General features: G+C 64.7%; 25 protein-coding genes and 1 tRNA gene. 7 read left to right on the forward strand and 19 right to left on the reverse strand.

Translation table 11 applies throughout. The features are described from left to right. Nucleotides 1–122 precede the first annotated feature (122 nt). From KK488_RS01640 to KK488_RS01665, 6 genes are all read left to right on the forward strand, one after another. The gene (locus tag KK488_RS01640; RefSeq protein WP_214621379.1) at nucleotides 123–1,166 is read left to right on the forward strand and encodes a rod shape-determining protein; all 1,044 of its coding nucleotides are present in this window, start codon (nucleotides 123–125) and stop codon (nucleotides 1,164–1,166) included. Between the two features lie 16 nt (nucleotides 1,167–1,182). Continuing rightward, on the forward strand, nucleotides 1,183–2,088 hold the full coding sequence (gene mreC / locus KK488_RS01645) for a rod shape-determining protein MreC (RefSeq protein WP_214621380.1): 906 nt from the start codon (nucleotides 1,183–1,185) through the stop codon (nucleotides 2,086–2,088). After that, nucleotides 2,088–2,600 carry a rod shape-determining protein MreD gene (locus KK488_RS01650; RefSeq protein WP_214621381.1) on the forward strand — a complete coding sequence of 171 codons (513 nt, stop codon included), beginning with the start codon at nucleotides 2,088–2,090 and terminating at the stop codon, nucleotides 2,598–2,600. Before mreC ends, KK488_RS01650 begins: the two co-directional genes overlap by 1 nt. 26 nt (nucleotides 2,601–2,626) lie before the next feature. Continuing rightward, the gene (gene mrdA, locus KK488_RS01655) at nucleotides 2,627–4,762 is read left to right on the forward strand and encodes a penicillin-binding protein 2 (protein ID WP_214621382.1); all 2,136 of its coding nucleotides are present in this window, start codon (nucleotides 2,627–2,629) and stop codon (nucleotides 4,760–4,762) included. Beyond that, entirely contained in the window at nucleotides 4,759–5,874 is a 1,116-nt protein-coding gene (gene rodA, locus KK488_RS01660) for a rod shape-determining protein RodA (protein ID WP_214621383.1), read from the forward strand. Before mrdA ends, rodA begins: the two co-directional genes overlap by 4 nt. A 531-nt stretch (nucleotides 5,875–6,405) precedes the next feature. Then, a tRNA-Lys gene (locus KK488_RS01665) sits at nucleotides 6,406–6,481 on the forward strand. A gap of 7 nt (nucleotides 6,482–6,488) precedes the next feature. Here KK488_RS01665 and KK488_RS01670 read toward each other — a convergent pair. After that, nucleotides 6,489–7,499: a D-2-hydroxyacid dehydrogenase gene (locus KK488_RS01670; RefSeq protein WP_214621384.1), complete on the reverse strand. Its 1,011-nt coding sequence runs from the start codon at nucleotides 7,497–7,499 to the stop codon at nucleotides 6,489–6,491. A 242-nt stretch (nucleotides 7,500–7,741) separates the two neighbouring features. Between KK488_RS01670 and KK488_RS01675 the strand changes: the two genes are divergently transcribed. Then, nucleotides 7,742–8,851, forward strand: coding sequence for a helix-turn-helix domain-containing protein (locus KK488_RS01675; protein ID WP_214621385.1), 1,110 nt, complete (start codon nucleotides 7,742–7,744; stop codon nucleotides 8,849–8,851). Here the strand turns inward: KK488_RS01675 and KK488_RS01680 are convergent. From KK488_RS01680 to metG, 18 genes are all read right to left on the reverse strand, one after another. Then, nucleotides 8,838–9,620, reverse strand: a complete 783-nt coding sequence (locus tag KK488_RS01680; RefSeq protein ID WP_214621386.1) for an SDR family oxidoreductase — start codon at nucleotides 9,618–9,620, stop codon at nucleotides 8,838–8,840. The two genes, KK488_RS01675 and KK488_RS01680, sit on opposite strands and share 14 nt — an antisense overlap. Nucleotides 9,621–9,625: 5 nt before the next feature. Then, nucleotides 9,626–9,832 carry a hypothetical protein gene (locus KK488_RS01685; RefSeq protein ID WP_214621387.1) on the reverse strand — a complete coding sequence of 69 codons (207 nt, stop codon included), beginning with the start codon at nucleotides 9,830–9,832 and terminating at the stop codon, nucleotides 9,626–9,628. Between the two features lie 121 nt (nucleotides 9,833–9,953). After that, nucleotides 9,954–11,516 carry a phytoene desaturase family protein gene (locus tag KK488_RS01690; protein WP_214621388.1) on the reverse strand — a complete coding sequence of 521 codons (1,563 nt, stop codon included), beginning with the start codon at nucleotides 11,514–11,516 and terminating at the stop codon, nucleotides 9,954–9,956. Nucleotides 11,517–11,525: 9 nt separating this feature from the next. Further along, nucleotides 11,526–12,671: a serine hydrolase domain-containing protein gene (locus KK488_RS01695; protein ID WP_214621389.1), complete on the reverse strand. Its 1,146-nt coding sequence runs from the start codon at nucleotides 12,669–12,671 to the stop codon at nucleotides 11,526–11,528. Nucleotides 12,672–12,689: 18 nt separating this feature from the next. Further along, on the reverse strand, nucleotides 12,690–13,445 hold the full coding sequence (locus KK488_RS01700; protein ID WP_214621390.1) for an SDR family NAD(P)-dependent oxidoreductase: 756 nt from the start codon (nucleotides 13,443–13,445) through the stop codon (nucleotides 12,690–12,692). Further along, nucleotides 13,442–13,852 (reverse strand): nuclear transport factor 2 family protein, encoded by a 411-nt coding sequence (locus KK488_RS01705; protein ID WP_214621391.1) that lies wholly within the window; start codon nucleotides 13,850–13,852, stop codon nucleotides 13,442–13,444. Before KK488_RS01705 ends, KK488_RS01700 begins: the two co-directional genes overlap by 4 nt. Continuing rightward, nucleotides 13,849–14,334, reverse strand: coding sequence for a nuclear transport factor 2 family protein (locus KK488_RS01710; protein WP_214621392.1), 486 nt, complete (start codon nucleotides 14,332–14,334; stop codon nucleotides 13,849–13,851). Before KK488_RS01710 ends, KK488_RS01705 begins: the two co-directional genes overlap by 4 nt. An 18-nt stretch (nucleotides 14,335–14,352) precedes the next feature. Beyond that, complete coding sequence (gene pcaC, locus KK488_RS01715) at nucleotides 14,353–14,739, reverse strand: 4-carboxymuconolactone decarboxylase (protein ID WP_214621393.1); 387 nt, start codon at nucleotides 14,737–14,739, stop codon at nucleotides 14,353–14,355. 11 nt (nucleotides 14,740–14,750) lie between these two features. Continuing rightward, nucleotides 14,751–15,965: a serine hydrolase domain-containing protein gene (locus KK488_RS01720; protein ID WP_214621394.1), complete on the reverse strand. Its 1,215-nt coding sequence runs from the start codon at nucleotides 15,963–15,965 to the stop codon at nucleotides 14,751–14,753. A gap of 165 nt (nucleotides 15,966–16,130) precedes the next feature. Beyond that, entirely contained in the window at nucleotides 16,131–17,024 is an 894-nt protein-coding gene (locus KK488_RS01725) for an NAD(P)-dependent oxidoreductase (protein WP_214621395.1), read from the reverse strand. Beyond that, on the reverse strand, nucleotides 17,021–17,842 hold the full coding sequence (locus KK488_RS01730) for an N-acyl homoserine lactonase family protein (protein ID WP_250889974.1): 822 nt from the start codon (nucleotides 17,840–17,842) through the stop codon (nucleotides 17,021–17,023). Before KK488_RS01730 ends, KK488_RS01725 begins: the two co-directional genes overlap by 4 nt. Nucleotides 17,843–17,846: 4 nt before the next feature. Then, the gene (locus KK488_RS01735; RefSeq protein ID WP_214621396.1) at nucleotides 17,847–19,031 is read right to left on the reverse strand and encodes a cytochrome P450; all 1,185 of its coding nucleotides are present in this window, start codon (nucleotides 19,029–19,031) and stop codon (nucleotides 17,847–17,849) included. 3 nt (nucleotides 19,032–19,034) lie between these two features. Beyond that, on the reverse strand, nucleotides 19,035–19,931 hold the full coding sequence (locus KK488_RS01740) for an MBL fold metallo-hydrolase (RefSeq protein ID WP_214621397.1): 897 nt from the start codon (nucleotides 19,929–19,931) through the stop codon (nucleotides 19,035–19,037). 22 nt (nucleotides 19,932–19,953) lie between these two features. Continuing rightward, entirely contained in the window at nucleotides 19,954–21,594 is a 1,641-nt protein-coding gene (locus KK488_RS01745) for a GMC family oxidoreductase (protein ID WP_214621398.1), read from the reverse strand. 99 nt (nucleotides 21,595–21,693) lie between these two features. Further along, nucleotides 21,694–21,846, reverse strand: coding sequence for a hypothetical protein (locus KK488_RS01750; RefSeq protein ID WP_214621399.1), 153 nt, complete (start codon nucleotides 21,844–21,846; stop codon nucleotides 21,694–21,696). Between the two features lie 51 nt (nucleotides 21,847–21,897). Further along, entirely contained in the window at nucleotides 21,898–22,671 is a 774-nt protein-coding gene (locus KK488_RS01755; protein WP_214621400.1) for an MBL fold metallo-hydrolase, read from the reverse strand. A 4-nt stretch (nucleotides 22,672–22,675) separates the two neighbouring features. Beyond that, nucleotides 22,676–23,470, reverse strand: a complete 795-nt coding sequence (locus tag KK488_RS01760; protein WP_214621401.1) for a TatD family hydrolase — start codon at nucleotides 23,468–23,470, stop codon at nucleotides 22,676–22,678. After that, nucleotides 23,470–25,041, reverse strand: coding sequence for a methionine--tRNA ligase (metG, locus tag KK488_RS01765; RefSeq protein ID WP_214621616.1), 1,572 nt, complete (start codon nucleotides 25,039–25,041; stop codon nucleotides 23,470–23,472). The genes KK488_RS01760 and metG overlap by 1 nt, the downstream gene beginning before the upstream one ends. Nucleotides 25,042–25,160: the final 119 nt, after the last annotated feature.

Consider the following 25,160-nt stretch of genomic DNA (forward strand, 5'->3'; position numbering starts at 1 on the left):
GAGCGTCCTACGCGAGCGAAAGCCATCCATTTTTCGAATGGGTGGAGGCAGGCAAAGCGGTCAATCCCAGAGGATCAGAAAGCGCGTCAGCCTCGACGCTTAGGGCACGAACAGGACAATCAATGTCGTTTCTCACCAAGTTGTTCAAGTTCACCTCCCATGACATGGCGATCGATCTCGGCACGGCGAACACCGTCGTCTATGTCCGTGGTCGCGGCATCGTCCTGAACGAGCCCTCGGTGGTCGCGGTCGAGACGCTGAATGGCGTCAAGCGCGTCAAGGCCGTGGGCGACGACGCCAAGCTGATGATGGGCAAGACGCCGGATTCGATCGAGGCGATCCGCCCGCTGCGCGACGGTGTTATCGCTGACATCGACATTGCCGAGCAGATGATCAAATGGTTCATCAGCAAGGTGCATGGCCATCGCCGCTTCCTGCGCTTTCCCGAGATCGTAATCTGCGTGCCGTCGGGTTCGACCAGCGTCGAACGCCGTGCCATCCGCGACGCGGCCAGCAATGCCGGCGCCAGCCAGGTGTTCCTGATCGAGGAGCCGATGGCCGCCGCGATCGGCGCCGACATGCCCGTCACCGAGCCGATCGGCTCGATGGTGGTGGACATCGGCGGCGGCACCACCGAAGTCGCTGTCCTTTCGCTGCGCGGCCTCGCCTATACCACCAGCGTGCGCGTCGGTGGCGACAAGATGGATGAGGCGATCGTTTCGTATGTGCGCCGACACCACAACCTGCTGATCGGTGAAGCCACGGCCGAGCGCATCAAGAAAGAATATGGCATCGCTCAGAAGCCCGCCGACGGCGTGGGCCAGACTATCCACATCAAGGGCCGCGATCTCGTCAACGGCGTACCCAAGGAGATCGCGATCAACCAGGGCCAGATCGCCGACGCGCTGGCCGAGCCGATCGGCACGATCGTCGAAGGCGTCCGTATCGCGCTGGAGAACACAGCGCCGGAGCTGGCGGCCGACATCGTCGATCAGGGCATCGTGCTGACCGGCGGCGGCGCGCTGCTCAAGGGCCTCGACGAGGAACTGCGCGACGAGACCGGACTGCCGGTGACGGTTGCCGAAGACCCGCTGACGTGCGTCGCGATCGGGACGGGGCGCGCGATGGAGGATCCGATCTTCCGCGGTGTGCTCCAGACCGCCTGAGCAAAGGCGCTGAGCGATGGCGCCCCCGAGCAAACGGCGCCCCGGTTATGACCGCAAGGCGCAATATGGCCTGTTCGTCAGCTACGTGATCGCGATCGTCGGCGCGCTGGTCGGTGTGCTGCTGCTCGTCCTCTCGATCGCTGATCCCACCGGCTTCTCCGCGCTGCGCTCGGCGAGCGCCGAAGTGACGAGGCCGATCTCCAGCAATCTGCGCGCCTTGGTGATCGGCATTGGCAATCTCGACGAGACGATCGCCGCCTATATCAATGCCGGCTCGCAAAATGCGGCACTGCGCCGGCAGGTCGATGCCAATCGCACCAAGCTGATCGAGGCTGACGCGATCCGTCAGGAGAATTTCCGCCTGAAGCGCCTGCTGCGCCTGACCGAAACGGACACCGGGGTCATTACCGCCGGGCACCTCATCTCCTCGACCGCGACGAGTGCCGCGCGCGTCGCCAGGCTCGACATCGGCCGCTCGCGCGGAGTCCTCCCCGGGATGCCGGTGCGCGGGCCTGAGGGGCTGGTTGGTCGCGTCCTGCGCTCCGGTCCCAACACGGCCGACGTGCTGCTGCTGATCGACGAAGGCAATGTCGTGCCCGTGCGCCGGACCAAGGACAATATCCCGGGTATCAGCACCGGCCGCGGTGATGGGACGGTCGAAATCCGGGCGCTTAATACGGAGCGCAATCCCTTCAAGCCCGGCGATGTCGTCGTCACCTCGGGCATCGGTGGCCTCTACCGGCCCAACATTCCGGTGGCGATCGTCGCGCGGCTGGCGGGTGATCGCGCCATAGCGATCCCGCTCGCCAATCCCTCGCGCATCGAGCTGGTCGTGGTGCAGACCCCATTCCGTCCCGCCGAAACTGCGCGCGAGGATGCGGCCAATGCCGCCGCGCAGGCGAGCAACGCGAGCGTGCCCTGATGCCGCGCTACGACAATCGGATCGGCCGCAACCGCAGCGAGCTCCAGATACGTGGTACACCGGTCGTCTCGGTCATGCTCGGCTCGATGAGCGCCACGCTGGTGCCGATGATCGCGCAGGCCCCGCTCATCCCGCCCATCGGACTCATGATGCTGATCGCCTGGCGATTGCTGCGCCCCGAGATCTGGCCCCTGTGGATCGGCCTGCCGCTCGGACTGTTCGACGATCTCATGAGCGGTCAGCCGATCGGCAGCGCCGTCCTGCTCTGGACAGTCATCCTGCTCGCGCTGGATTTCGAGAGCCAGCGCCATTTCTGGCGGGATTACTGGCATGGCTGGTTCACCGCCAGCCTCGCCATCGCCTTCGCGCTGGCGGGCGGCTGGCTTTTCGTCCGCCTCGCCGGGAATGGCGGATCGATCATTCAGATTCTTCCGCAGATCGCTTATAGCATCGGCCTCTTTCCTCTCGTCGTGCGCATCTGCGCCGTACTGGACAGGTGGCGATTGCCGTGAAGCTTTTCGGGCCGAACAACACGGTCATGTCCCTCATCTTCGGCAAAAAGACCGTCACGGAAGCCAGCCAGTCGTTCACGTTCGGCCGACGCGCCTTCTTCCTGGGCGGCGCGCAGCTCGCGGTCGGTGGATTGCTCGCCACGCGTATGGGCTGGATCGCGATCGCCGAGAACGAGAAATACGAGCTGCTTTCTGAGAGCAATCGCGTCAACCTGACCATCACGCCGCCTCGGCGGGGCTGGATCGTCGATCGCAAGGGCCTGCCGCTCGCCTCCAACCGCACCAATTTCCGCGTGGACATCATCCCGGACCGGCTGCAGGACCGCGACCGGGTGATCGCAGAACTGAGCAAGCTGCTGAAGCTCGACCCCAATGACGTCGATCGCATCAACGAGGATCTCGACAAGGCGGCAGGCTTCCAGCCAGTGCAGGTCGCCGACGATCTGAGCTACGAGGAATATGCTGCACTCTCCGTCCGCCTGTCGGAGTTTCCCGGCGTCGCGCCAGCGCAGGGCTTCTCGCGCTTCTATCCGGCCGGACCGTCGGTCGGCCATCTGATCGGCTATGTCGGCGCGGCCTCGGCCGAGGATTATCAGAAGACCAAGGACCCACTGCTGATCACGCCAGGCTACAAGACCGGCAAGCAAGGGCTGGAGCGATCGCTCGACAAGCTGCTTACCGGCAAGCCCGGCGCCCGCCGCGTCGAGGTGACTGCCCATGGCCGGATCGTGCGTGACCTCGCCACGCGGCCCGACACGCCCGGCCGATCGGTCAAGCTTACCATCGACGCCGGCTTGCAGGAGTTTGCCGGCCGCCGCCTCGGCGAGCAAAGCGGCTCGATCGTGGTGATGGACTGCCTCACTGGCGACATCCTCACCTCCACCTCAATGCCGAGCTTCGATCCCAACAGCTTCTCCGACGGCATCTCGCATCTCGAATGGCAGATGCTTTCCGAAAACGACCATGTTCCCCTGCGAAACAAGACGTTGGCCGGGCTTTATCCGCCCGGCTCGACCGTCAAGCCGATGGTCGCCCTCTCCTTTCTGGAAGCGGGTCTCGATCCCGACGAATCGACCATCTGCACGGGCGGTCTGCGGGTCGGGAATCGCGTGTTCCACTGCCACAGCCGTCGTGGCCACGGCACGGTCAACATGCACCGCGCAATCGAGCAGAGCTGCGACATCTATTTCTATTACTTTGCCCAGAAGATCGGCATGGATGTCATCGCCGCCATGGCGCGGCGCCTGGGGCTGGGGCAGAAGTTCGATCTGCCCTTCCCCAACCAGAGCTACGGGACGGTGCCCGATCCGGCCTGGAAACTGAAGAAATACAAGGAGGAGTGGCAGCCCTACGACACCGTCAACGCGACGATCGGCCAGGGCTTCATGCTGGTCAACCCAACGCAGATGTGCGTGATGGCCGCACGGCTCGCGACCGGCCTGGACCTCAACCCGCACTTCCTCGCCGATGGCAAGCGCCACGAGGGCACGCCGCTGGGTATTCCACTGGAGCACCTGACCGTCATCCGCAACGCCATGAAAGATGTCGTCAATGGCGGCGGCACCGGCCGTGCGGCGCGCGTCGACATCCCCAACGTGCTGCTCGCGGGCAAGACCGGCACGGCCCAGGTACGCAACATCTCGTCGGCCGAGCGCGCCGGCGGCGTGCGTGGCAATGCCGGCCTGCCGTTCAAGCTGCGCGATCACGCCCTGTTCCAGGGTTTCGCGCCCTACGACAATCCGCGCTATGCGATCTCCTGCATCCTCGAGCATGGCGGCCATATCAACCGGATGCAGGATTCGCCGGGCATCGTTGGCGATTGCATCACCTTCCTCTATGATCCGGCCAAGGCGATGGAGAAGCTCGCCGGCTACGAGAAGGTCTGGGGCGGCACGCCACAGGAGCGCTTAGAGAAGCAGCTTAATGAGTTCCGCATTGCCAAGGGCCTGGCCGCTGCGCCGCCTGACAATGCGGCCAATGCCAGCAATGCCGCTACACCCGCCAATGACGGAGAGCCCGAAGCGCCCGATCCCGATCAGGCGCGCGAGAGCGCGGATGCCGGCGCGCCCGCGGATGTCGAGGAGCCCCGCGAGGCGCCTTCTTCAGCCCATCCCGCCTCGGCGCCCGCCGTCGCGCCACTGCCGCTACCGGAGGCGCAATGAACAAGCTCGTGCCTGTGCCCGACGCGATCGCGCGCTTGCCATGGGGACTCTACGCGCTCCTGACCGGTATCGCCTGTTTTGGCGGCGTGGTGCTCTACAGCGCTGCAGGCGGCCATCTCATGCCCTGGGCCGGCATGCAGCTTGCCCGCTTCGCCGTCTTCCTCGTCATGGCCGAGGTGATCGGCCGCGTGCCCCATCAGCTCATCCGGGCGGGCGCCTTCCCGCTCTACGGCGCGATCCTCATCGCCCTGATCCTCGTCGAACTGATCGGCGGGGTCGCCGGCGGCAGCCAGCGCTGGATCAATCTCGGCTTCATGCAGCTCCAGCCTTCCGAGTTCATGAAAGTCGCCGTCGTGCTGGCCGTCGCACGCTTCTATTCCATCTTGCCGATCGCCCAGACACGCACATTCACCGCGATCTGGCCGGCTTTGGCGCTGATCGGCTTTCCCGCATTGCTCGTGCTCGTCCAGCCCGATCTCGGTACCGCGCTCATGATCAGCATGGGCGGCGTCACCGTCATGTTCCTCGCCGGGCTGCCGCTGCGGCTCTTCGTCGGCACGGGGCTCGCCGGCGTCGCGATCGTCCCGATCACGTTCAGCTTCCTCCACGAATATCAGCGCAACCGCATCCTTATCTTCCTGGATCCGGAGAGCGATCCGCTCGGTGCGGGCTATCATATCAGCCAGTCCAAGATCGCGATCGGATCGGGCGGACTGTTCGGCAAGGGCTTCCTCAATGGGACGCAGAGCCATCTCGATTACCTGCCTGAAGGCCATACCGACTTCGTATTCGCCACCATGGCCGAGGAATGGGGCATGCTCGGCGGTGTCGGCCTCATCGCCGCCCTGTTCATCCTGCTGCGCTGGGGCATGCGCGTCGCCCAGCAGACCGAGGATCGCTTCGCCCGCCTCGTCGCCGCGGGGCTCACCACGACCATCTTCCTCTATGTCGCCATCAATCTCATGATGGTCATGGGCCTGGCACCGGTCGTCGGCATCCCCCTGCCCTTCATGTCCTATGGCGGCTCCTCGATGCTGACCGTGATGCTGTGCATCGGCATCATCCGCAATATCGACCGGAACCGCGAAACGTTGGGAGACCGCTGGCGCTAGGCGAGTTCCGGCGCGGATCGGAACAGCTTCGCCTCCCGTTTGGGCCATTGACCGTCTGCGTCGGTTACAGGATGTCGCTGTGGAGACGCCTGGAGCAAACTTCATCCGCAACGGCAGGGCAGGAAAGCACGCATTTCCGCCAGTCTTGGCCAGATCTTCACGAAGCTCGCACATATGACGCATGGAGAGCGCGCCAAAGTTTCGCAGCGAGCGAGCGAGAATGGCGGTTTTTCAGGATTTTTGACAAGGTCAAAGAGCGTCGGGCCGGGCGCCCGATCCGATCTTCATATGAAGATATCGCCCTTGTAGGACAGATTTCCGAGCGATGCGTCCATCCCGCCGGCCCGGGGGTCATCCCCAAAACGCAGTTGCCCGACCGGTACCGCCGAGCGGATTCCAGGGCACATCGTCTCAGCCGGCAAAAAGCGTGCATGAGCTGCACATTTTATGTTGGCAAGGGTGTGACCCCATGCTAACGGCGCCCCTCCTGACCGCAAGCAGCGCTGCAAGGCCTCGCAACACCGGCAGTGTGGACGCATAGCTCAGTTGGTAGAGCAGCTGACTCTTAATCAGCGGGTCCTAGGTTCGAGCCCTAGTGCGTCCACCATTTCCCCTCACAATTCCAGCACATAATCCAGCGGCTCACCGCGCCGGAAGCGTTCCAGGTTGTGGACGATCGAGTCCAGCATCCGGTCGGCCGAGCCGGGATCGCCGCTGCCGGCGCGGTGCGGTGTGATGATGCAATTGGGTGCCGTCCAGAGCGGGTGACCCTCGGGGAGCGGCTCGGGATCGGTGACGTCGAGGCCGGCGCCGCCGATGTGCCCGCTGCGCAGCGCGGCGTCGAGCGCCAGGCTGTCGATGATCGACCCCCGGCCGATATTGGTGACGAAGGCGCGGGGCTGAAGCGTGGCCAGCGCCTGCGAGTCGATCAGCTTCTCGGTACCCGGCCCGCCGGGCGCGGCGATCATCAGCACATGGGCCCGGGCGAGCGCTTCCAAGAGCCCGTCCTGCGCATAGACACGGTCGACCGCATCGCAGGGCCGGCCGCGCCGCGAGACGCCGAGCACGGTCATACCGAACGCCTTCAAATGCCGCGCGATCGCCTCGCCGATCGGGCCGAGGCCGAGCACCACGGCGGTGCGCTGGTAGAGCGAGCGGGTCGAGCCGATACTGCGCTCGCGGGCCCACACGCCCTCCTTCTGCGCATCCCAGGCTGCCGGGAGCCCGCGCGCCAGGGCCAGCAGCATCGCGGTGGCATGCTCGGCCACGATCGGCGCGTGGTGGCCGCCGGTGCGCGTCACGACGACATGATCGGGGACGCCATGCGCCTCCAGCCGCTCATTGCCGGCGGTCAGCGTGTGCAACCAGCGCAGGCGCGGGCCGGCCTCGCGGATCGCATGATGCATCTTCTCCGAGTAATGCATGCCGGTGGTCAGCAAGGCGTCGGCATCGCGCAGCGCCTCGTCCAGGGCATCGCCATCAGCGGTGACGAGCTCGAGGTCGGGCCGCCCGCCGAGGCGATCCTCGATCGTCGTGCCGAAATATCCGCCGAGCGCGACGACCATGCGCGTGGGTGGCCGGCCCGTGCCGATCCCGTTTTCCCCGGCCCCGTTTCGCTCGGCCATATGCATCCTCTTCGTGGCGTTTGGTTTCCATTCCTAAAGCGGTCGCGCGGCGGGCACCAGCGGATGGCGGGGTGGTGGTGACCCGAGAGGGAGAAAAAACTTGCCTCAGCAAGAAGCCGTCGACCCCATCGCCATCGAACCGGTCGGGCACGTGCTCCGCGCGACGGCCTTGCTGCTCCGCGCATTTGCGCCTACCCTCCCCGCCTCCCGACAAAAGGGCCGCAGAGAGGACGCGCATCGCGATGATGCTTCAGGCGATCGACACGAACAGCGTGGCTGCGCGCGACCGGCTGCCGTTCTGGACGGAGCTCGCCGACAAGTTCATCGCGCCCCTCACCATCGAAGTGCCCGACGACAGCCAGTTCGAGGCGCGCATGTATCGCGCGGCGCTGCGCGACTGCGAGATCGTCTCACCCTGCTCCTCGCCCGCGCGGATCTACAACCAACCCGGCATCGATGTCGGCGCGTTCAATCTCCAGCTGCAACATGTCGGCAGCAGCCTCAACCATACCGGCGGGCGCACCAGCCTGCTTAACGAGGGCGATTTCCTGCTGTTCGACCCCTCGCAGCCGCTGGAGCTGACCTTCGCCGAGCCGACCCAGACCATCGTGCTGCGACTGCCCGTCGCCTATGTGGAAGCGCGCATGCCGCGGCTGCGCCAGATGGTCGGCGTGCCCGTGCGCGGCGACAGCGGTGCCGGAGCGCTCTTCTCGAAATTCCTGCGCACCGCCTGGACGCAGCTCGAAACCGGCGAGAATGACTGGGGCGATGCGATGAGCGACGTCATCTGGCCGCTGCTCGATCTCGCCTACAGCTCGATCCGGCCGAGCGAACAGGATGCCGGCCGCCGCGATCTGCGCCGCCGCGCCGTGCTTGATCTCATCGAGGCGCATCTGTGCGACACCGCGCTCGACACGCATCGCATCGCCGAGCGCGTCGGCGTTAGCGCGCGCTACGTGCAGCTGCTCTTCGCCGAGCTGGCGACGACGCCCTCCGCCTATATCCAGCGACGCCGGCTGGAGCGCGCCGCTTCGCGCCTCGACAAGGAGGGCGGGGACGTGACGATCACGCAGATCGCCTTCGATGTCGGCTTCAACGACCTCAGCAGCTTCTGCCGGGCTTTCCGGCGGCGTTTCGACACCAGCCCGAGCGACTATCGCGCCGCCAGGGGCAAGCCTGTGCTTGGGGGAATTGGCGATTTAACGCAAGCCATCCTCAACCGTTCGGTTCCAGCGGCCGTCGAGCTTGTCGAGACGGCTGTCGAGAACAGCTTCTCGACTCCGGTTCTCGACAGGCTCGAACCTCAGCTCGAAACGAACGGAGCTGTGCGGGTCGCCCCTACTCGTGCTTGATCGTGCAGAGCGCGCCGCCGTCAACGGGCCAGGCCGCGCCCGTCACGAAGCTCGCCTCGTCCGACAGCAGGAAGGACACGACATGGCCGACCTCGGCCGGCTGGGCGACGCGGTTCATGACCGAGACCCAGCCCAGCTTGTCGAGGCCCTTCTGCAGGTCGCCATCGAACATCTGGACCATCACTTCGTCGAGCAGCGGCGTGCGGATGACGCCCGGCTCGACGCAGTTGACGCGGATGCCCTGCTTGCCGTGATCGGCTGCGGCGGTACGGGTCAGGCCGACGACACCATGCTTGGCGGCATTGTAAGGGCCGCCGCCTGCAAGGCCACGCTCCGAACCGATCGAGGCGGTATTCACCACCGCGCCGCTGCCCTGCGCCACCATCTGCTTGAGCACGAAGTGCAGGCCGAGGAACACGCCGCGCAAATTGACCGACAGGATGCGGTCGAACTCCTCTATCGGATAGTCTGACGTCGGCGCGATCAGGCCCTCGACGCCGGCGTTGTTGAAGAAGCCGTCGATCCGGCCGAACCTGGCGACCGTGGCGTCGACATAGCCCTTTACCTCGGCTTCCCTGGCGCAGTCGGCCTTGACCGCTTCCACCGTTGCGCCCTTGGCGCGCAGCTCGGCGGCACGCTCCTCGACCTTGGCCGAGATGTCGACCAGCATCAGCTTGGCGCCCTGCGCGGCGAGGATCTCGGCGGTCGCGAAGCCGATCGATCCGGCCGCACCAGTAACAATGATCACCTTGTCAGTATGATTGGGCACGGGGACTATCCTTTGCGAAAGGGAAGCGTGATGAGGAAGAAGATCAGGCTGGGCGTCAGCAGCTTGAAGGCGGCGCGGGCTTCCGCGGGCTTCAGGCGCGCACTCATCGGCATGGTGCCGAACACCTTGCCCTTGATGACGAGGTCGTTGCCGTCGCGCTCGATCTTCGCGACCTGCATAAGCTCAGACTTATCAGAGGAATAGATTTTCATAAGGCTGCGCCTTCCCCCAAACCGTCATCCCAGCGGAAGCTGGGATCTCTTGACGGGAAGGCCGCACGCTGCCGCATGAGACCCCAGCTTCCGCTGGGGTGACGGCAAGGGCTGGGCGCCCTCACTTCACCCGTACCTTGTCAAAATCGACGCCGAGATCGTCAAACATCACCTGCGCCGTGGCGCGGCCCGCGCCGAACACGCCGCCGCCGGGATGCTGGAACGGCCCGACCAGATAGAGCCGCTCGACTCCCGGCACGCGATATTGCCCGAGCTCCGGCGTCGGGCGATGCGCGCCGGACTGGTAGGTGGTCGTGGCGATACCGTGCAGGTCGCCGCGCATGAAGCTCGGCGATGTCCGCTCCATGTCGACTGGAGAATCGACATGAGCTTCCAGCAATATATCCCTGATATTTGGAATGAAATCGGCCATACGATCGATCATGGTCTGGGCATAGCCATGCTTGGCGTCGTCCCAGCTCTGCCCGTCGGGCCGATGATAGGGCACATAGTCCCACGCATGCAGGATCGCCTTGCCCTCCGGCACCCGGCTCGGATCGAACTGCGAGAGCGAGCCCAGGCCGATCAGCGGCTGGCGTACGAAGCCGCCATAACGCAGATCGTCGAACGCGCGGCGCAGCGTCTCATAGCTGTCCGGCATCAGCTCGACCATGACGGCATCGACACCGTCCGCCTTGAACTGCAGCGGCGCATCGAGCGCGGCGTGAATGGTGATGCAGGCGGCATCGGTGATCTGGGTACGCAGCGCGTCCTTGGCAGCCTGCGGCGTCATGTCCGGCACCATCTCGGGCAGGAGGTGCGGGTGGATGGCGCCGATGATCGCGTCACGGGCGGTATGGCGCTCGCCATTGTCCATGACGACGCCGCTGGCCTTGCCGCCCGCGGCGGTCACCTCGCGGACATGGGCATTGGCGACCACCGCGCCGCCATGATCCTCGATACAGCGGATCAGGCTGTTGGTAAGGCTCCCCGCCCCGCCGACCGCCACGCCGAAGCCGAACTTCTCCAGGAAGCCCAGGAACACATACATGCCGATGCCGGTCGCCTTCTCGTCCGGCGAGACCAGATTCTCGCCGGCAACGCGCGCGAAGTGCATGCGCACCTCGTCCGTCTCGAACAGCTCGCAGAGATGGTCGTGGCTCGACATCTGGATGACGCGCCACAGCTCGCGGCCCTCATAGGAGGAATCCATCATCGCATTGCCCGCGCCGACCGGCATGGGCGGCGTGTAGAGCGTCGACTGGATCATCGGCAGCCAGCCCTGCGCGACGGCCGAGACCTTGCGGAATGCCTCGGCATCCTTCTGCGAGAATTGCGCGATGCTCGCGGCCGACTTCTCGGTGTCGCGATAGAGCTTGAGCGTGCGGCCATCCTCGAACACCGACATCATCGGGCAGTCGGGAAAGAGATAGTGAAGGCCATATTTCGACTTGAGGCCCAGCTCGTCATTCACGAGCATCGGATTGCCCTGAATGAAGATATGGCTCATCGAGTGCTGGTCGTGCCTGAAGCCCGGTCGGGTCAGCTCGCGCGTGACGACGCCGCCGCCGAACCAGGCGTTGCGCTCAAGCACCAGCACCTTCTTGCCCGCCACGGCCGCATAAGCGGCGGCGACCAGGCCATTATGGCCGGAGCCGATCGCGATGATGTCATAGTCAGCCATGGGAAGTCCTCAGATGCAGGCGGAGACGACGAGGTCGGAAAGCTTCTGGAAGCGGGCAATGTTGGCGGCCTGGGTCATCACGCCGGCGGTGAGGCAGGCGAAGCTCACGTCCAGCTCCGGATCGACCCAGAACAGAGCGCTGCCCGCGCCATAATTGCCGAACGTCTCCGGGCTGGTCATCGTGCCGAGCTGGTGCGGACCGATCTGGGTGCCGCGCAGGTTGAAGCCGAGGCCCATATAGGCCGGCATCTCATCCCAGCCCATGCGCAGATGGACGGTGCGATAGAGCTCGTTGGGATAGTCTTTCGTCTGCACCTGCCGCGCCATCTTGATGATCTGCGGCGAGAGAATGCGCGCGCCGTCCAGCTCGCCGCCGCGCCGGAGCATCTCGGCGAAGCGCGAGAGATCGGGCACGGTCGAAGCGCAGCCGACGTGGGGCGCCTCGACATCGGGATCCTCGAAGAGGGCATGGTCGCCGGCTATCGTTCGCGAGAGATGCTTGATCGGCACCGTGCCGCGCATGTCCGGGCGGACATGGCGGGCATTGAGGTCCGGCCGCAGCCCCATGCTGGTGTCCTTCATGCCGAGCGGCTCGAACAGATCCTCGCGCAGGATGTCCCGGAACCGGCGGCCCTTGGGATCGGTCCGGCGCAACGCCTCGCCCATGAGCACATGATGCGCGAGCGGCGAGTAATCGCAGCGGGTGCCGGGATCGACATTGCCGTGCACATTCTGGATGACGGCATCATACAGCTCATCGAGCCGGTCGAGATACATGTCCGGCTTGGGCATCCACACGCCCGGCATGCCCGAGGTGTGCGACAGGAGATGGAAGAAGGTCGCCTTGTCGCGCGGCGCGCCGATAAATTCCGGCAGCACGTCCTTGACCCTGGTGGTCAGCGCGAAGCGGCCCTCCTCGATCGCGCGCAGGATGAGGATATTGGTGAAGGCCTTGCTGGTCGAGAAGATCGAGAAGACGCTGTCCTTTGCGAGCGGCTTTTGCTTATCGCCATCCGCGAAGCCGATCGCTTCGTCGAACCCGACCACGCCGCGCCGCGCAACACGCAGCACGGCGCCATAATAAGCGCCGGCCGCGACATCCGCCTCGATCACGGCCTTGAGGTGATCCAGCCTTTCCTGCCAGAAACCGCTCATATCGACTTTTCCTTATCGCTATCCGGCTGCAATGATGCCGCCATCGATGGCCAGCATCGCGCCGTTGATGAAATCGGCCTCGTCACTCAGCAAGAACGCGACGGTTTTCGCCACATCCTCCGGCCGGCCATTGCGGCGCAAAGGGATCCCCTTGGCGCGCTGCTCATATTGCTCGGCGCTGACGAAGCCGGCCGTCGCGGGGGTCGGCACCGATCCCGGCGCGATGGCGTTCACCCGGATGCCGCGCGGGCCGAGCTCGCCGGCGAGCACATTGGTGAGCGCCGCCACCGCGCCTTTGATGGCGGTATAGGCGCCGGTATTGGGCCGGCCCCGATAAGCCACGGGCGATGAGTAATTGATAATGTGACCCTTATCGGCATTCGGGTCACGATGGGCGAGATAGGCCTGCACGCCCCAGAAGACCGACTTGAGCCCGCTTGCGATCATCCGGTCGAGCGTTTCCTCGGTGACCTGCTCGATCGGTTCATAGACGAGGTAGGAGGCATTGTTGATCAGCGCGTCGATCGGACCATAGGCGCGGGCGAAGGCAGCCACCGTGTCGTGGAAGACCTGCCGGCTGCCAAGGTCGCCGGCATAGGCGACGGCCTGGCCACCGTTCGAGATGATCCGCGCCGCGACGGCTGCCGCCGTCGCCTCGTCGATGTCGCAGACGGCGACGACCGCGCCGAGGCTGGCGAGATGCTCGGCGATGGCCTCGCCCAGCCCGCGCCCGGCCCCGGAGATCAGGACCTTCTTTCCGGCAAGGTTACTCACAGGCCGAACAACGTCGCGACATAATGACTGTCCATATATTCATGAAGATAGCCAATCTTGTTGCCATTCATCCTGAAGACCCAGCTGTAGCGATTGTGATACGTCCGCCCGTCCTGCAGCTTGCCGTCGCTATAGCTCTCGACCGCGACGAAATCGCCGTCCGAGAAGATGGTCTGCGGATGAACCTTGGGATCCCCCGGTGCGAACATGCCGCGCACCGGCCCCAGGAAATCGTCGATGATCTGGTTGCCCTTATAGACGCCGGCGCCCGGAATATCCTTGACCATCGGCTCCCAGACCGAATCCTCGTCGAGGAAGGGCCGCAAATTGTCGAGATCGCCGGTCGAAAGCGCCGCGAAGAAATCCAGCGCGAGCTGCTCATTGGCATTCTTGGCTGTGATGGTCATTTCGGTGGCACTCCTGTCTCTTCGATGCTGGGCACGGGAATGACGGGGACGTGGCCGCCCTGGTAAAGCGCGACATTGCCGCTGCGCGATTTGAACTTCCAGCCCGCGTCGGTCTTCACGAACGTGTCGTCGAACGTGCCGATAAAGGTTCCCTCGCCTTCGCGCGGCCATTTTTCGTCCGGGTCGGGCGCGGACATCATCGTCACATAGCTGGTGCCCTTCGCCTCGGTCGCGGACAGGGGCGTGATCAGGATGTTGGTCATGATGTGCCGCGTGAGACGCCGCGCACGGTCGCGGAAGATCGCGTGCACCTTGTCCTTGCCGTAATATGGATGGGTCGGGTCGAGCGGCCGGGCGAAGGTGCTATCCTCCACGAACAGGTCGGCGAGCGCCTGATGATCCCAGTCGTCGTTATACTTGGCGAATTCGAGGATCAGCCGGGCGCAGGCCCGCTCGATCTCGATTGTTTCAGCAGGCGCCATGCCCTCTCCCCTTCCCTCTTATTTCTTCTCGGCGTCGAGGTCGGCAAAGGCCTCGTTGGCGGTGCGGAAGCTGTCCACCGCAGCCGGGATGCCGCCATAGATGCCGACCTGGAGCAGCACCTCGGCAATCTCGTCTTTGGAGAGGCCGTTGTTGATCGCGCCGCGAATATGCGCCTTGAGCTCATGCTGGCGATTGAGGATGCCGATCATCGCGAGATTGATCATCGAGCGGTCGCGCTTCGAGAGACCCTCGCGTCCCCAGACCTCGCCCCAGCAATATTGAGTGACCAGCTCCTGCAGCGGCTTGTTGAAATCGTTCATATTCGCCACGGCGCGATCGACATAGGCATCGCCCAGCACTTCGCGGCGGATCTTCATGCCCTTGTCAAACATCGTCTTGTCCATCGTAAATTCCTTCAAATGACTGAGTAGAGGGCGTCGATGAGGCGGCGGGCGCGCGGCCCGTTGTCACCGACCGAGTGAAGCTTGTTGCAGGCGTAGGAAAAACCGATCCGCGCATCCGGATCGCCGAATCCGATCGAACCGCCAATGCCGTGGTGGCCGAAGCTGCGCGCATTCGGGCCCATATAGACTGCGCTCGCCGTGTTCAGCAGCACGCCCAGCGCCTGATGATAGTGCCGCTCCTGCATCAGCTCGATCTGATTGTGCTGCTCGGTGATCATCCGCTCCAGCCCGTCCCGGGTCATCAGCGTGACCGAATTGATCGAAACCGGGCTCACCAGCGCGCCATAGATGCGCGCGACGCCGCGGGCGTTGCCATGGCCATTGCCGCTGGCGATCTCCACTTCGCGCCAGGCCGGCTTGTTGAGCGTGGTGTGCCAGGGCTCGTCGGGATTCTGCCGGAAGGCAAGCGGGCGCAGCGTCTCGCCAGTCCAGGCCGCGCCTTCGGCGGGCAGCTCGACATCCTTGGCCGCGAACAGGCGTGCATTCATGTTCGGCATGATCTCGGCGACGCTCGCCTGCTCATGCGCGCTCATCCCGCCGATATAATATTCGGCGCCGAGCGGCCCGGCGACTTCCTGCCTGAGGAAGGGCCCCACCGTGAGGCCGCACACCCGGCGCATCACCTCGCCCAGCAGATAGCCCTGGTTATGGACATGATAGGCGGCCTGCGTGCCTGGTTCCCATAGGGGCTCCTGGACCTCGAGCGCGCGGACATAGGCCTCCCGGTCGAACATGCCGCCCGGATACATGGGATCGTTGGTGAGCACCGGGATGGCCGCGCGATGATCGAGCAGCCAGCGCACCAGAATGTGCTCCTTGCCGTTCTGCGCGAATTCGGGCCAATAGGCCGCGACCGGCTGATCCAGATCGATCATGCCGCGATCGACCAGCATGTTGAAGCAGATGCCGGTCACGCCCTTGGCGACGCTCATCATGCAGACGGTGCTGTGCGCATCCCAGGGCGTGGTCATCGCGCCGTCGCGATAGCCACCATAGATGTCGACCACCGTGTCACCGTCGATCACGACGGAGCAGGCCGCGCCGACCTCGTCTTCCTCCCGGAAATTCTCGATGAAGGCATCGAGCACCGGCTTGAAGCGATCGGCGACCTGACCCTCGATGCCGTAGCTATTGCCGCGCGCGGTGATTGTCTCGCTGACTTGCACGCTACTCTCCTTATTGGTTTTATTCGTCACCCCAGCGGAAGCTGGGGTCTCCTGCGGGTGAGATCCCAGCTTTCGCTGGGATGACGGCTTGAGGGCACAATAAGTCTCCCCTTCCCGATCGGGCTTGGTCCCGAGCGAACGCCGATTGTCGAAGCGCGAAAGTGCTCATGCCGGCCGATCGAGCGCCAGCCCGGCATCGGCCTCCGTCACCAGCGCCATCGCCGTGAAATCCGCGTCCGCCCCCACCTCGTCCAGCACGCGCTTCAGCAGATCGCGGACATGCACGCCGATGGGCAGGTCGACGCCCAGCGCCTGCGCCTCGTCGACGCACAGGCGCATATCCTTGTGGCTCAGCGCCGCGGCGAAGCCGAAATCGAAGGTGCGCGGCAGCACCGCGCGCGGCCATTTGTCGCGCGTCGCCGAATTGATGCCGGTCGACTGGTTCAGCACCTCGATCATCTTGGCCGGGTCCAGCCCCGCCTTGATGCCCATGGTCATCCCCTCGGCCGTCACCGCGATGGCCGTGGCGCCGAGCAGATTGTTGACCAGCTTCATGGTCTGGCCGGCGCCCGGCGTCTCGCCCATGTAGAAGACCTTGCCGAAATGCTGGAGCACGGCCTCGACCTGCGGCCAGTCCTTCTCCGGCCCGCTCGCCATCAGCGAGAGCTTGCCGTCGCGCGCGCCGGCGACGCCGCCGGAGACCGGCGCGTCGAAGCTGGAGATGCCGTTCGCTGCCAGCCCTTCGGAGAGGCGCTGCGCCATCGCCGGGCCGGAGGTCGACAGATCGACGACGATCTTCACCGCGCCGCCGTCCGCCACGCCGTTTGGCCCGAGCAACACCTCATGGACGATATCCGGCATCGGCAGGCTGACCAGCACGATCTCCGCCTGATTGGCGACATCGAGCGCGCTGGTGCCCGCCTCCGCCCCCGCCGCAACCATCGCCGCCATGGCGTCGCTCGACACATCATGCACAACCACCGGCAGCCCCGCCGCACACAGCCGCGCGCACATGCCGGCGCCCATGCGGCCGAGGCCGATAAAACCAATCTTGCTCAAACCAGATCTCCAATGGGTTGCAACGGGGGCAGATCGACCCGCGATACGTCCGGTGCCGATCCGGCCGGAAAGGCGGTCAGCACGAGCGGGTCATGCCCGGGAATGATATGATCGAGGCCTGGCACCAGTTCGAGCAGGCGCCGGTGCGCATCGAGATAGGCGGGCACATCGACGACGATGGGGAACGGCGTCTCGCGCACGAGATTGGCATAGAGATGCGCCACGTCCGAGGCGAGCAGCACGGGCCCGCGCGCCGTGCTGACCTCGACGCCCTGCAAGCCCGCCGTATGGCCGGGCAGGGAGCGCAGGACGATGCCGGGCGCCAGTTCCTCGTCCCCGTCGTGGAAGACAACGCGGTCGCCGAACACATGACCCACCATCTCCTGCACAGGCGCGACGTCGAAGGGCGCGCGGATAGCCTTGTGGAGCATGGACCGGCCGGTCGCGAATGCCATCTCGTCATCCTGGACATGGAAGCGGGCATTGGGAAAGTCGGCGAGGCCGCCGGCATGATCATAATGAAGATGGGTAATGACCACATCCTCGATCGTCGCCGGATCGATGCCGATCGCCTGCAGGCCCTCAGTCACCGGGCGGATCAGCGTCCGCCCGCGCCGCGCCGCCGCCTCGGCACCGAAGCCGGTATCGACCAGCACCGGCGCCATGCCGTCACGCTCGATCGCCCAGACATAATAATCGAGCGGCATCGGCGAGGCATGATCGTCGGGGCTTGTGGCTCCGGCGATGAAGTTCTCCGCCGCAACCCGATCATGTCGAGCATATCGGATGGCATGGATGCGATGATGCGGCGCGGCCATCAGCTCACTTCTTGAAGTGGAGCCGCACCGGCACCTTGGCCGGGCCATGACCGACGGTGGTCATCCACGGTTCGACCGCGCCGGCCAGCTCGACGCTGTCCAGCTCCCGCACCAGCGCGCCGAACAGGGCATCCGCCTCCATATAGGCCAGGGTCCGGCCGACGCAGGCGTGCACGCCATAGCCGAAGCCCAGGCTATGCTTGAGATCGCGCCCGATCCTGTAAGTCAGCGGATCCTCCCAGAAGCGCGGATCGCGATTGGCCGCGGCGAACATCAGGCCGACGCGGGTGCCGGCCGGGACGACCATGTCGTCGATCGGCACGTCCACCGTCGTGATGCGCCCGGCCATGCGCGAGGGGCTGTCCCAGCGCAGGCTCTCGTCGAAGGCATTGCGCACCAGCTTGGGATTCTCCTTCACCTTGGCGAACTCTTCGGGATATTCTGCCCAGGCGCGCAGCAGGTTGGCCATGGTGATGTAGGTGGTGTCGGTGCCGGCCGAAAGGATGGTGAGAAGCAAAAGCTTTGCTTCATCGACCGTGATCTTGCCCTCGTCCGCGGCCTTGAACAGCAGCATGCCGAACCCGTCCGGCTCCAGCCCCTCGCGCTGGCTGACATCGTCCAGCCATTGCAGGACGGGACCGAAATCCTCGGCCATCGCCTCCTGAAACAGCGCATTCTCCGGCCCCATCGTCGCCCAGACCATGTTGGAGAAGCCGGTCATGGCATTCCGATCGCCATGCGGCATTCCCAGAGAATCCGGGAAGACGTCATAGACGAAGCGGCGCGTGACTTCCGTGACGCCATCGAGCAACTCGCCATCGCGTTGGCGGAGTTCCGCCACGAGCTTTTCGGCACCTTCGACAAAGATCTCCCGCATGGAATCGAGCGTGCGTGGTGACAAGGCATCACCGATCACCCGGCGAACCCGTGTATGGGCCGGCGGATCGTCTGTCAGCAGGATTTCCGGCCGCAGCGACTTGGGATCATGCCAGGGACGCGACGTGGAGGAAAAGCTCTTCCAGTCCATCAGGCCGGCCGAGACATGTTCGTGCCGGCCAATCATCACCGTTCCGTCGGCGAGGCGCACGGCGGGCGAAAATTCCCGCAGCGCGTCGTCGATCGCATTGGCGTTGCGCACGGCATCGTGCGTGAAGATATCCAGCGGATAGTCGGGAATTTCTCGCGCCATCGCTCAGTCCTCCAGTCCGACGCCGAAGAAGCGCTGACCATCGCCGTCGCTCCGGATCCAGCCGGCGGTGGGGTCTGCAAAGTGTGCCCCTATCACCAGCGCCCCGCTGTCCTTGTATTTTTCCACGAAGCTTTCCCTTGTCGCTTTGCCCGCGACCGGGTCCATGTCGAACCGAGCGGGGCGAGAAGGCAAAGCTGTCTGGATCGGGTGATGCATCAGGTCGCCAGTGATGACACCCCGCTCACCATTAGACTCAATGCAGAGATGGATGTGCCCCGGTGTATGGCCATGGCTCGGCTCCACCCAGAGCTCCTCGCTGATGCGATGATCCGTGTCGATCAGGTCGGCCAGCCCGCGCTCCATGATCGGGTCGATACAGTCGATGAAATGTCGCACGTCATGCGGGCCATGATCGTCATGGCTGCGCATCTCCTGCCAGGCGGCATATTCGGTCTTGCCGAAGAGATAGCGCGCATTGGGGAAAGTCGGCGCCCACTGGCTGCCGTCCCAATAGGTGTTCCATCCGACATGATCGAAATGAAGATGGGTGCAGAGCACCACATCGATGTCTTCACGCTTGAGGCCGAGCGTACCGAGATCCTCGATATAGCTGGTATTGAGATCGCGGAACACATCGTAGAAACGATCGCGGCCATTGCCGATGCAGGTATCCAGCATTACATTCAATTCTGGAGTCTGGACAACAAACCCCTGAAAATTCATGATTTGCTGGCCATCCGGCGTGGCATAATGGGGATGCAGCCAGTCCATCGCGATCACCTCTTCCGGCTCGGCATCGGCGATGGTCATGTTGATATGATCTGTGAACTTCCAGAGCTCTACGATGCGCGTCACAGCGACGTCGCCAATCTTCCAACTCCTCATATGTTCGACAGACATCTTGCTCTCCTAAAAGGCTTTTTTATGATTTTCTGGCAACGGACTCCGGCGGTAGCACAGCTGGCGGCAAATCGGGCTTACCCAATATCTTATCCGCCGCGCGCTCGCCGATCATAACACAGGCTGCGTTGCTGTTGCCGCCGACCATCTTGGGCATCACGGCCGCATCGGCCACGCGTAGGCCCTCGACGCCATGCACCTTGAGATCGGGATCAACCACGGCATCCTTATCGACCCCGATCCGGCAGGTGCCGCCGGGGTGATGGACGGTATAGCCGGCCGAGCGGATGAAGGCCTTGATCTCCTCGTCGCTCTGCACGTCCGGCCCGGGCGCCACCTCGACGCCGCGATATTTCTCGAAGCTCGGCGCCGCGAAAGCCCGGCGCGCGATCTTCAGCGCCCGCACCAGCGGTTCGATATCCTCCTCCACCGAGAGCAGTTGCGGATCGATCAGCGGTGCCTCGCGCACGTCGGCCGAGGCCAGGCGGAGCGTGCCGCGGCTCTTGGGATAGAGCCCGACCGGGCTGATCGCATAGCCATGGCCGATCGGCAGCGGGATCTTGGTGGTCAGCCGCTTGGCTGGCTGGAAGACGAACTGGACGTCCGGCTTGCTGAGCGACGGATCGGTCTTGAGGAAGGCGACGGACTCGAACACGTTGCCGGCAAACGGTCCGGTGCGGTTCCAAAGATACTGGAGCACATTCCAGGCACCGCGCGGCAGCGCCTTCCAGCTCACGCCATAGGAGGTGAAGTCGTCCGTCTCCATATGGACTGGGCAAGCGACATGGTCGTGATAATTGCCGCCGACGCCCGGCAGGTCATGCACGAGCTCGACGCCGACCTCCTTGAGATGCGCCGCGGGGCCGACGCCGGAGGCCAGCAGGATCTGCGGCGACTGCACCGCGCCGGCGCAGAGGATCACCTCCCGCCGCGCGCCGACTTCGCGCCCATCCGTGAGCAGCACGCCCATCGTGCGCTTGCCCTCGAACAGGATGCGCGCCACCTGCGCCTGGGTCAGCACGGTCAGGTTGCGCCGGCTTTCGGCCGGATGAAGCATCGAGCGCGCCGTCGATTCCCGGAAACCGTCGCGGATCAGCCCCTGACGGAAGCCATAGCCTTCGCTGTCCACCCCGTTGAAATCATCCCGGCGCGGAAACTGGAGCGAGGCTAGCGCGTCCATATAATCATAGTTTAATTGATTGGGATTGCGGACATATTTGACGTTGATCGGCCCGCCCTTGCCGTGAAACACGGATTCCGGCAGATCCTCGTTATTCTCCGTGCGCGTGAAATAGGGGAGCACCTCGCGATAGCTCCAGCCCGTGGCGCCCATGTCGGCCCATTCGTCGAAATCGGTCGGGTGTCCGCGGAAATAGACCATGCCGTTGATCTGGCCCGAGCCGCCGACCACCTTGCCGCGCGGCACCGGGATGCGCCGGCCCGCCATGCCCGGCTGCGGCACCGTCTCGAAGCGCCAGTTGATCGCCTTGGTGCCGATCGCGGCGGCCACGCCGGAAGGGACATGGATGAAGGGATGCGTGTCATTGCCACCCGCCTCGAGCAATGCGACGGTAACATCCTCGCGCTCGGAGAGACGCGCGGCGAGCGCTGCGCCTGCCGATCCGGCGCCGACGACCACATAGTCAAACTCCAGAACCGGCATCGCCCCTCCTTCTCCTTATCGCCACAAGTCTAGGGAGCGCCGCACACCAAAGCTTGGCCCGGAGCGAACCCCGCTTGCGCCCGCGCGAACGGTCCCGGCTCAGGCCATGCCGGTTGCGAGACGCACGACGAGGAAAACAATCCCGAAGATCGCCACCCACAGCAGGATCAGCTTGACCAGATTGGTCGTCGGCAGGCGGCGCAGCGAAAGGCTGCTGCCTACCAGCACGAGGGCCAGGAGGATCCAGATCACATTGGCGGTCGTATCGGCCAGGTTTGCGCTCCTCTCGTGCTGTCGACGCGGTTATAGCGTTACGACCAGCCCGTCATAGCCCGGCTCGACGCCTTCGGGAAGGCTGGCCGCGAGCGTGGTGTAATCCAGGCTCTGGTCCATATGGGTCAGGATGGCGCGACCCGGCTTGATCCGGGCGATCGCCTCCAGCGTCATCGCGAGATGGGGATGGGTGGGATGGGGCCTCTCGCGCAGGGCATCGATGACGAGCACATCGACGCCGGCATACAGGTCTGCCATATCGTTCGTTACCTCATGGAAATCAGTTGCATAGGCAACAGACTTCCCATCCAGATCGAACCGGAATCCGCTCGAATAGATCGACCCGTGCGGCTGATCGACGGCGCGCAGGGCGACATCGCCGATCGTCAGCCCTTCGTCCGGCAGATCCTCGCCCTTCACGGTCGGCCGATAGCCATTGCCGCCATCGAACACATAGTCGAAGCGCGCGCGCAGCTTGGCCATCGTCGCGCGGTGACCATAGCCCGGCACGGGTGTTCCGCGATAATGCATGATCTGGCGCAGGTCGTCGATGCCATGGCTGTGATCGGCATGGTCATGGGTCCACAGCACGGCATCGAGATGGACCACCCCCGCAGCCAGCAATTGCTCGCGCATGTCCGGCGAGGTGTCGACCAGGATGCGCGTGGTCAGGCTCTCGACGAGGACCGAGACGCGCGTGCGCCGGTTGCGCGGATCGGCCGGATCGCATCTGCCCCAGTCCCCGCCGATGCGCGGCACCCCCGAGGAGGTCCCGCTGCCCAGCATGACGAGTTTCAAGGTCATGACGTCAGGACGGCGTCGCCGGATCTGGCGCGCATTTGCTGAACAGAGCGAAGAAATTGCGCGTCGTCGCCGCGCTCAGATCGTCCAGCGCCTCGCCGCGCAGATCGGCGAGGAAGCGCGCCGTATCGGCGACATAGGCCGGCTCGCAAGTTCGCCCGCGATGCGGCACCGGCGCCAGGAACGGCGAATCCGTCTCGACCAGCAGGCGATCGGCCGGGATGCGCGCCGCCGTCTCCTGCAGCGCCTTGGCATTCTTGAAGGTCACGATGCCGGAAATGCTGATGTAGAAGCCCAGTTCCAGCGCGATGTCGGCAAAGTCCCCGCTCGCGGTGAAGCAATGGATGACGCCGGTGTAGGGCCCCTTCCCCATCTCCTCGCGCAGGATGGTCGCCGTATCCTCCTCCGCATCGCGGGTGTGGACGATCAGCGGCAGCCCCGTCTCGCGGCACGCGGCGATGTGCGCGCGGAAACTGGTCTGCTGCTGGCCCCGGTCGCTATGGTCGTAATAATAGTCCAACCCCGTCTCGCCGATCGCCACGACGCGCGGATGCGCCGCGGCCCCGACCAGCTTGGCCGTGTCAACATGGGCGTGGCTGTCGGCCTCGTGCGGGTGGATGCCGACGCTGGCCCAGACGTCGTGCTCGCGCTCCGCCGTCCCGATGATCGCGTCCCATTCCCGCTCGCGGGTCGAGATGTTGAGCATCGTGCCCACGCCCGCCGCCCGCGCCCGGGCCAGCACGCCCGGCTGATCCTCGACCAGCCCCTCATAATTGAGATGGGAATGGCTATCGACCAGCATCACTCGGCCTCGGTCTCGGCCGGAACCTCGAGGCGCGGGAACAGGGGCTTGGGCGCCTCGATCCGGTAGCCCTTGGTGAGCAGCCCGTCATACCAGTCGCTGGCGAGCCCGGCATAGCTGCGGGCTTCCGGCGGCACGCCCATATGATCGAGCAGCGCCGTCGCGCTGGTCGGAATGACCGGCAGGATGGCGATGGCGAGTTCCGCGATCGCCACATAGAGCGTCGCCAGCACGGCTTCCATGCGTGCGGGATCGGTCTTGCGCAGCGCCCAGGGCGCCTGCGCGTCAATATAGGCATTGCAGGCATAAGCGGCGCGCAGCCACGCCTGGATCGCCTCGTGCGGCGCCAGCGCCTCGAAGGCCCTGGGCATCTCGACCTGCGCCGCCTCGCGCACTGCGGCCAGCAGCGCCGTGTCATCCTCGGTCGGTGCCGGCGTCGGCAGCCGTCCGTCGAGATTCTTGGCGATGAAGCTCAAGGTGCGCTGGGCGAGATTGCCGAATGCATTGCCAAGCTCGGTATTCGTCCTGTGAACAATAGCTTCCGCGCTATAGCTTCCATCATTTCCGAATCCGACCTCGGCGAGCAGGAAGTAACGCAGCGGATCGACTCCGAACGCCTCCGCCAGCTCGTTCGGGTCGGCGACATTGCCCAGCGACTTCGACATCTTCTCGCCGCGGTTGAGCAGGAAGCCGTGACCGAAGATCGTCCTGGGCAGAGGCAGCTTGGCGCTCATCAGGAAGGCCGGCCAGTAAACTGCATGAAAACGCACGATATCCTTGCCGATGATATGAACGATATCGCCATCCGGCGCCCAGTAGCGGTCCATCCGCTCCTGATCATAGGGATAGCCGCAGCCGGTCAGATAATTGGTCAGCGCGTCGACCCAGACATACATGACGTGCCCCGGCGCGCCGGGCACCTTGACGCCCCAATTGAAGGTCGAGCGCGAGACGCTGAGATCGCGTAGCCCCGCCTCGACGAAGCGCAGCACCTCGTTGCGCCGGCTCTCGGGCTGGATGAAATCCGGATGCGCGGCATAATGATCGAGCAGCTTCTGCTGATAGTTGGACAGGCGGAAGAACCAGCTCTCCTCCACCGTCCACTCGACCGGCGTGCCCTGCGGCGACAGCTTCTCGCCGCCGGGACCGTCACTCAATTCGCTCTCGTCGTAGAAAGCTTCGTCGCGGACGGAGTACCAGCCCTCGTAACGGCCAGTATACATGTCGCCATTGGCCGCCATCGCTTCCCAGATCGCCTGCGAGGCGCCGTGATGGCCGGGCTCGCTGGTGCGGATGAAGCGGTCATAACTGATCCCAAGAAGATCATCCATCTGCTTGAAATAGGATGACATCTCGTCGACAAAGGCCTGCGGATCAATGTTGCGCGCCCGCGCCGTCTGAGCGACCTTGAGGCCATGCTCGTCGGTGCCGGTCTGAAAGAAGACGTCGCGTCCCATCATCCGCGCCGCCCGCGCGAACACGTCCGTTGCGATGGCTTCATAAGCGTGGCCGATATGCGGACGGCCATTGGGATAGCTGATGGCGGTCGTGATGGTGAGCGGCTTGGGCATGATATCCTGCATGGGCGGGTTGGCGACCGTCGTGCGGCTGCGAGAGCGCCTCTCTAGCCTTGCTGGTCCGGCATGCCTAGCCTTAGAGCGACACGGTGCTCCTGGTTTCGCGGGAGCGC

Source organism: Sphingobium nicotianae (assembly GCF_018603885.1).
Taxonomy (GTDB): domain Bacteria; phylum Pseudomonadota; class Alphaproteobacteria; order Sphingomonadales; family Sphingomonadaceae; genus Sphingobium; species Sphingobium nicotianae.

Coding starts and splice junctions, on each gene's coding strand:
- KK488_RS01640 (WP_214621379.1), top strand. CDS start 123: ATGTCGTTTCTCACCAAGTTGTTCAAGTTCACCTCCCATGACATGGCG.
- mreC (WP_214621380.1), top strand. CDS start 1,183: ATGGCGCCCCCGAGCAAACGGCGCCCCGGTTATGACCGCAAGGCGCAA.
- KK488_RS01650 (WP_214621381.1), top strand. CDS start 2,088: ATGCCGCGCTACGACAATCGGATCGGCCGCAACCGCAGCGAGCTCCAG.
- mrdA (WP_214621382.1), top strand. CDS start 2,627: ATGTCCCTCATCTTCGGCAAAAAGACCGTCACGGAAGCCAGCCAGTCG.
- rodA (WP_214621383.1), top strand. CDS start 4,759: ATGAACAAGCTCGTGCCTGTGCCCGACGCGATCGCGCGCTTGCCATGG.
- KK488_RS01670 (WP_214621384.1), bottom strand. CDS start 7,499: ATGGCCGAGCGAAACGGGGCCGGGGAAAACGGGATCGGCACGGGCCGG.
- KK488_RS01675 (WP_214621385.1), top strand. CDS start 7,742: ATGATGCTTCAGGCGATCGACACGAACAGCGTGGCTGCGCGCGACCGG.
- KK488_RS01685 (WP_214621387.1), bottom strand. CDS start 9,832: ATGAAAATCTATTCCTCTGATAAGTCTGAGCTTATGCAGGTCGCGAAG.
- KK488_RS01690 (WP_214621388.1), bottom strand. CDS start 11,516: ATGGCTGACTATGACATCATCGCGATCGGCTCCGGCCATAATGGCCTG.
- KK488_RS01695 (WP_214621389.1), bottom strand. CDS start 12,671: ATGAGCGGTTTCTGGCAGGAAAGGCTGGATCACCTCAAGGCCGTGATC.
- KK488_RS01705 (WP_214621391.1), bottom strand. CDS start 13,852: ATGACCATCACAGCCAAGAATGCCAATGAGCAGCTCGCGCTGGATTTC.
- KK488_RS01710 (WP_214621392.1), bottom strand. CDS start 14,334: ATGGCGCCTGCTGAAACAATCGAGATCGAGCGGGCCTGCGCCCGGCTG.
- pcaC (WP_214621393.1), bottom strand. CDS start 14,739: ATGGACAAGACGATGTTTGACAAGGGCATGAAGATCCGCCGCGAAGTG.
- KK488_RS01730 (WP_250889974.1), bottom strand. CDS start 17,842: ATGGCCGCGCCGCATCATCGCATCCATGCCATCCGATATGCTCGACAT.
- KK488_RS01735 (WP_214621396.1), bottom strand. CDS start 19,031: ATGGCGCGAGAAATTCCCGACTATCCGCTGGATATCTTCACGCACGAT.
- KK488_RS01740 (WP_214621397.1), bottom strand. CDS start 19,931: ATGTCTGTCGAACATATGAGGAGTTGGAAGATTGGCGACGTCGCTGTG.
- KK488_RS01745 (WP_214621398.1), bottom strand. CDS start 21,594: ATGCCGGTTCTGGAGTTTGACTATGTGGTCGTCGGCGCCGGATCGGCA.
- KK488_RS01755 (WP_214621400.1), bottom strand. CDS start 22,671: ATGACCTTGAAACTCGTCATGCTGGGCAGCGGGACCTCCTCGGGGGTG.
- KK488_RS01760 (WP_214621401.1), bottom strand. CDS start 23,470: ATGCTGGTCGATAGCCATTCCCATCTCAATTATGAGGGGCTGGTCGAG.
- metG (WP_214621616.1), bottom strand. CDS start 25,041: ATGCCCAAGCCGCTCACCATCACGACCGCCATCAGCTATCCCAATGGC.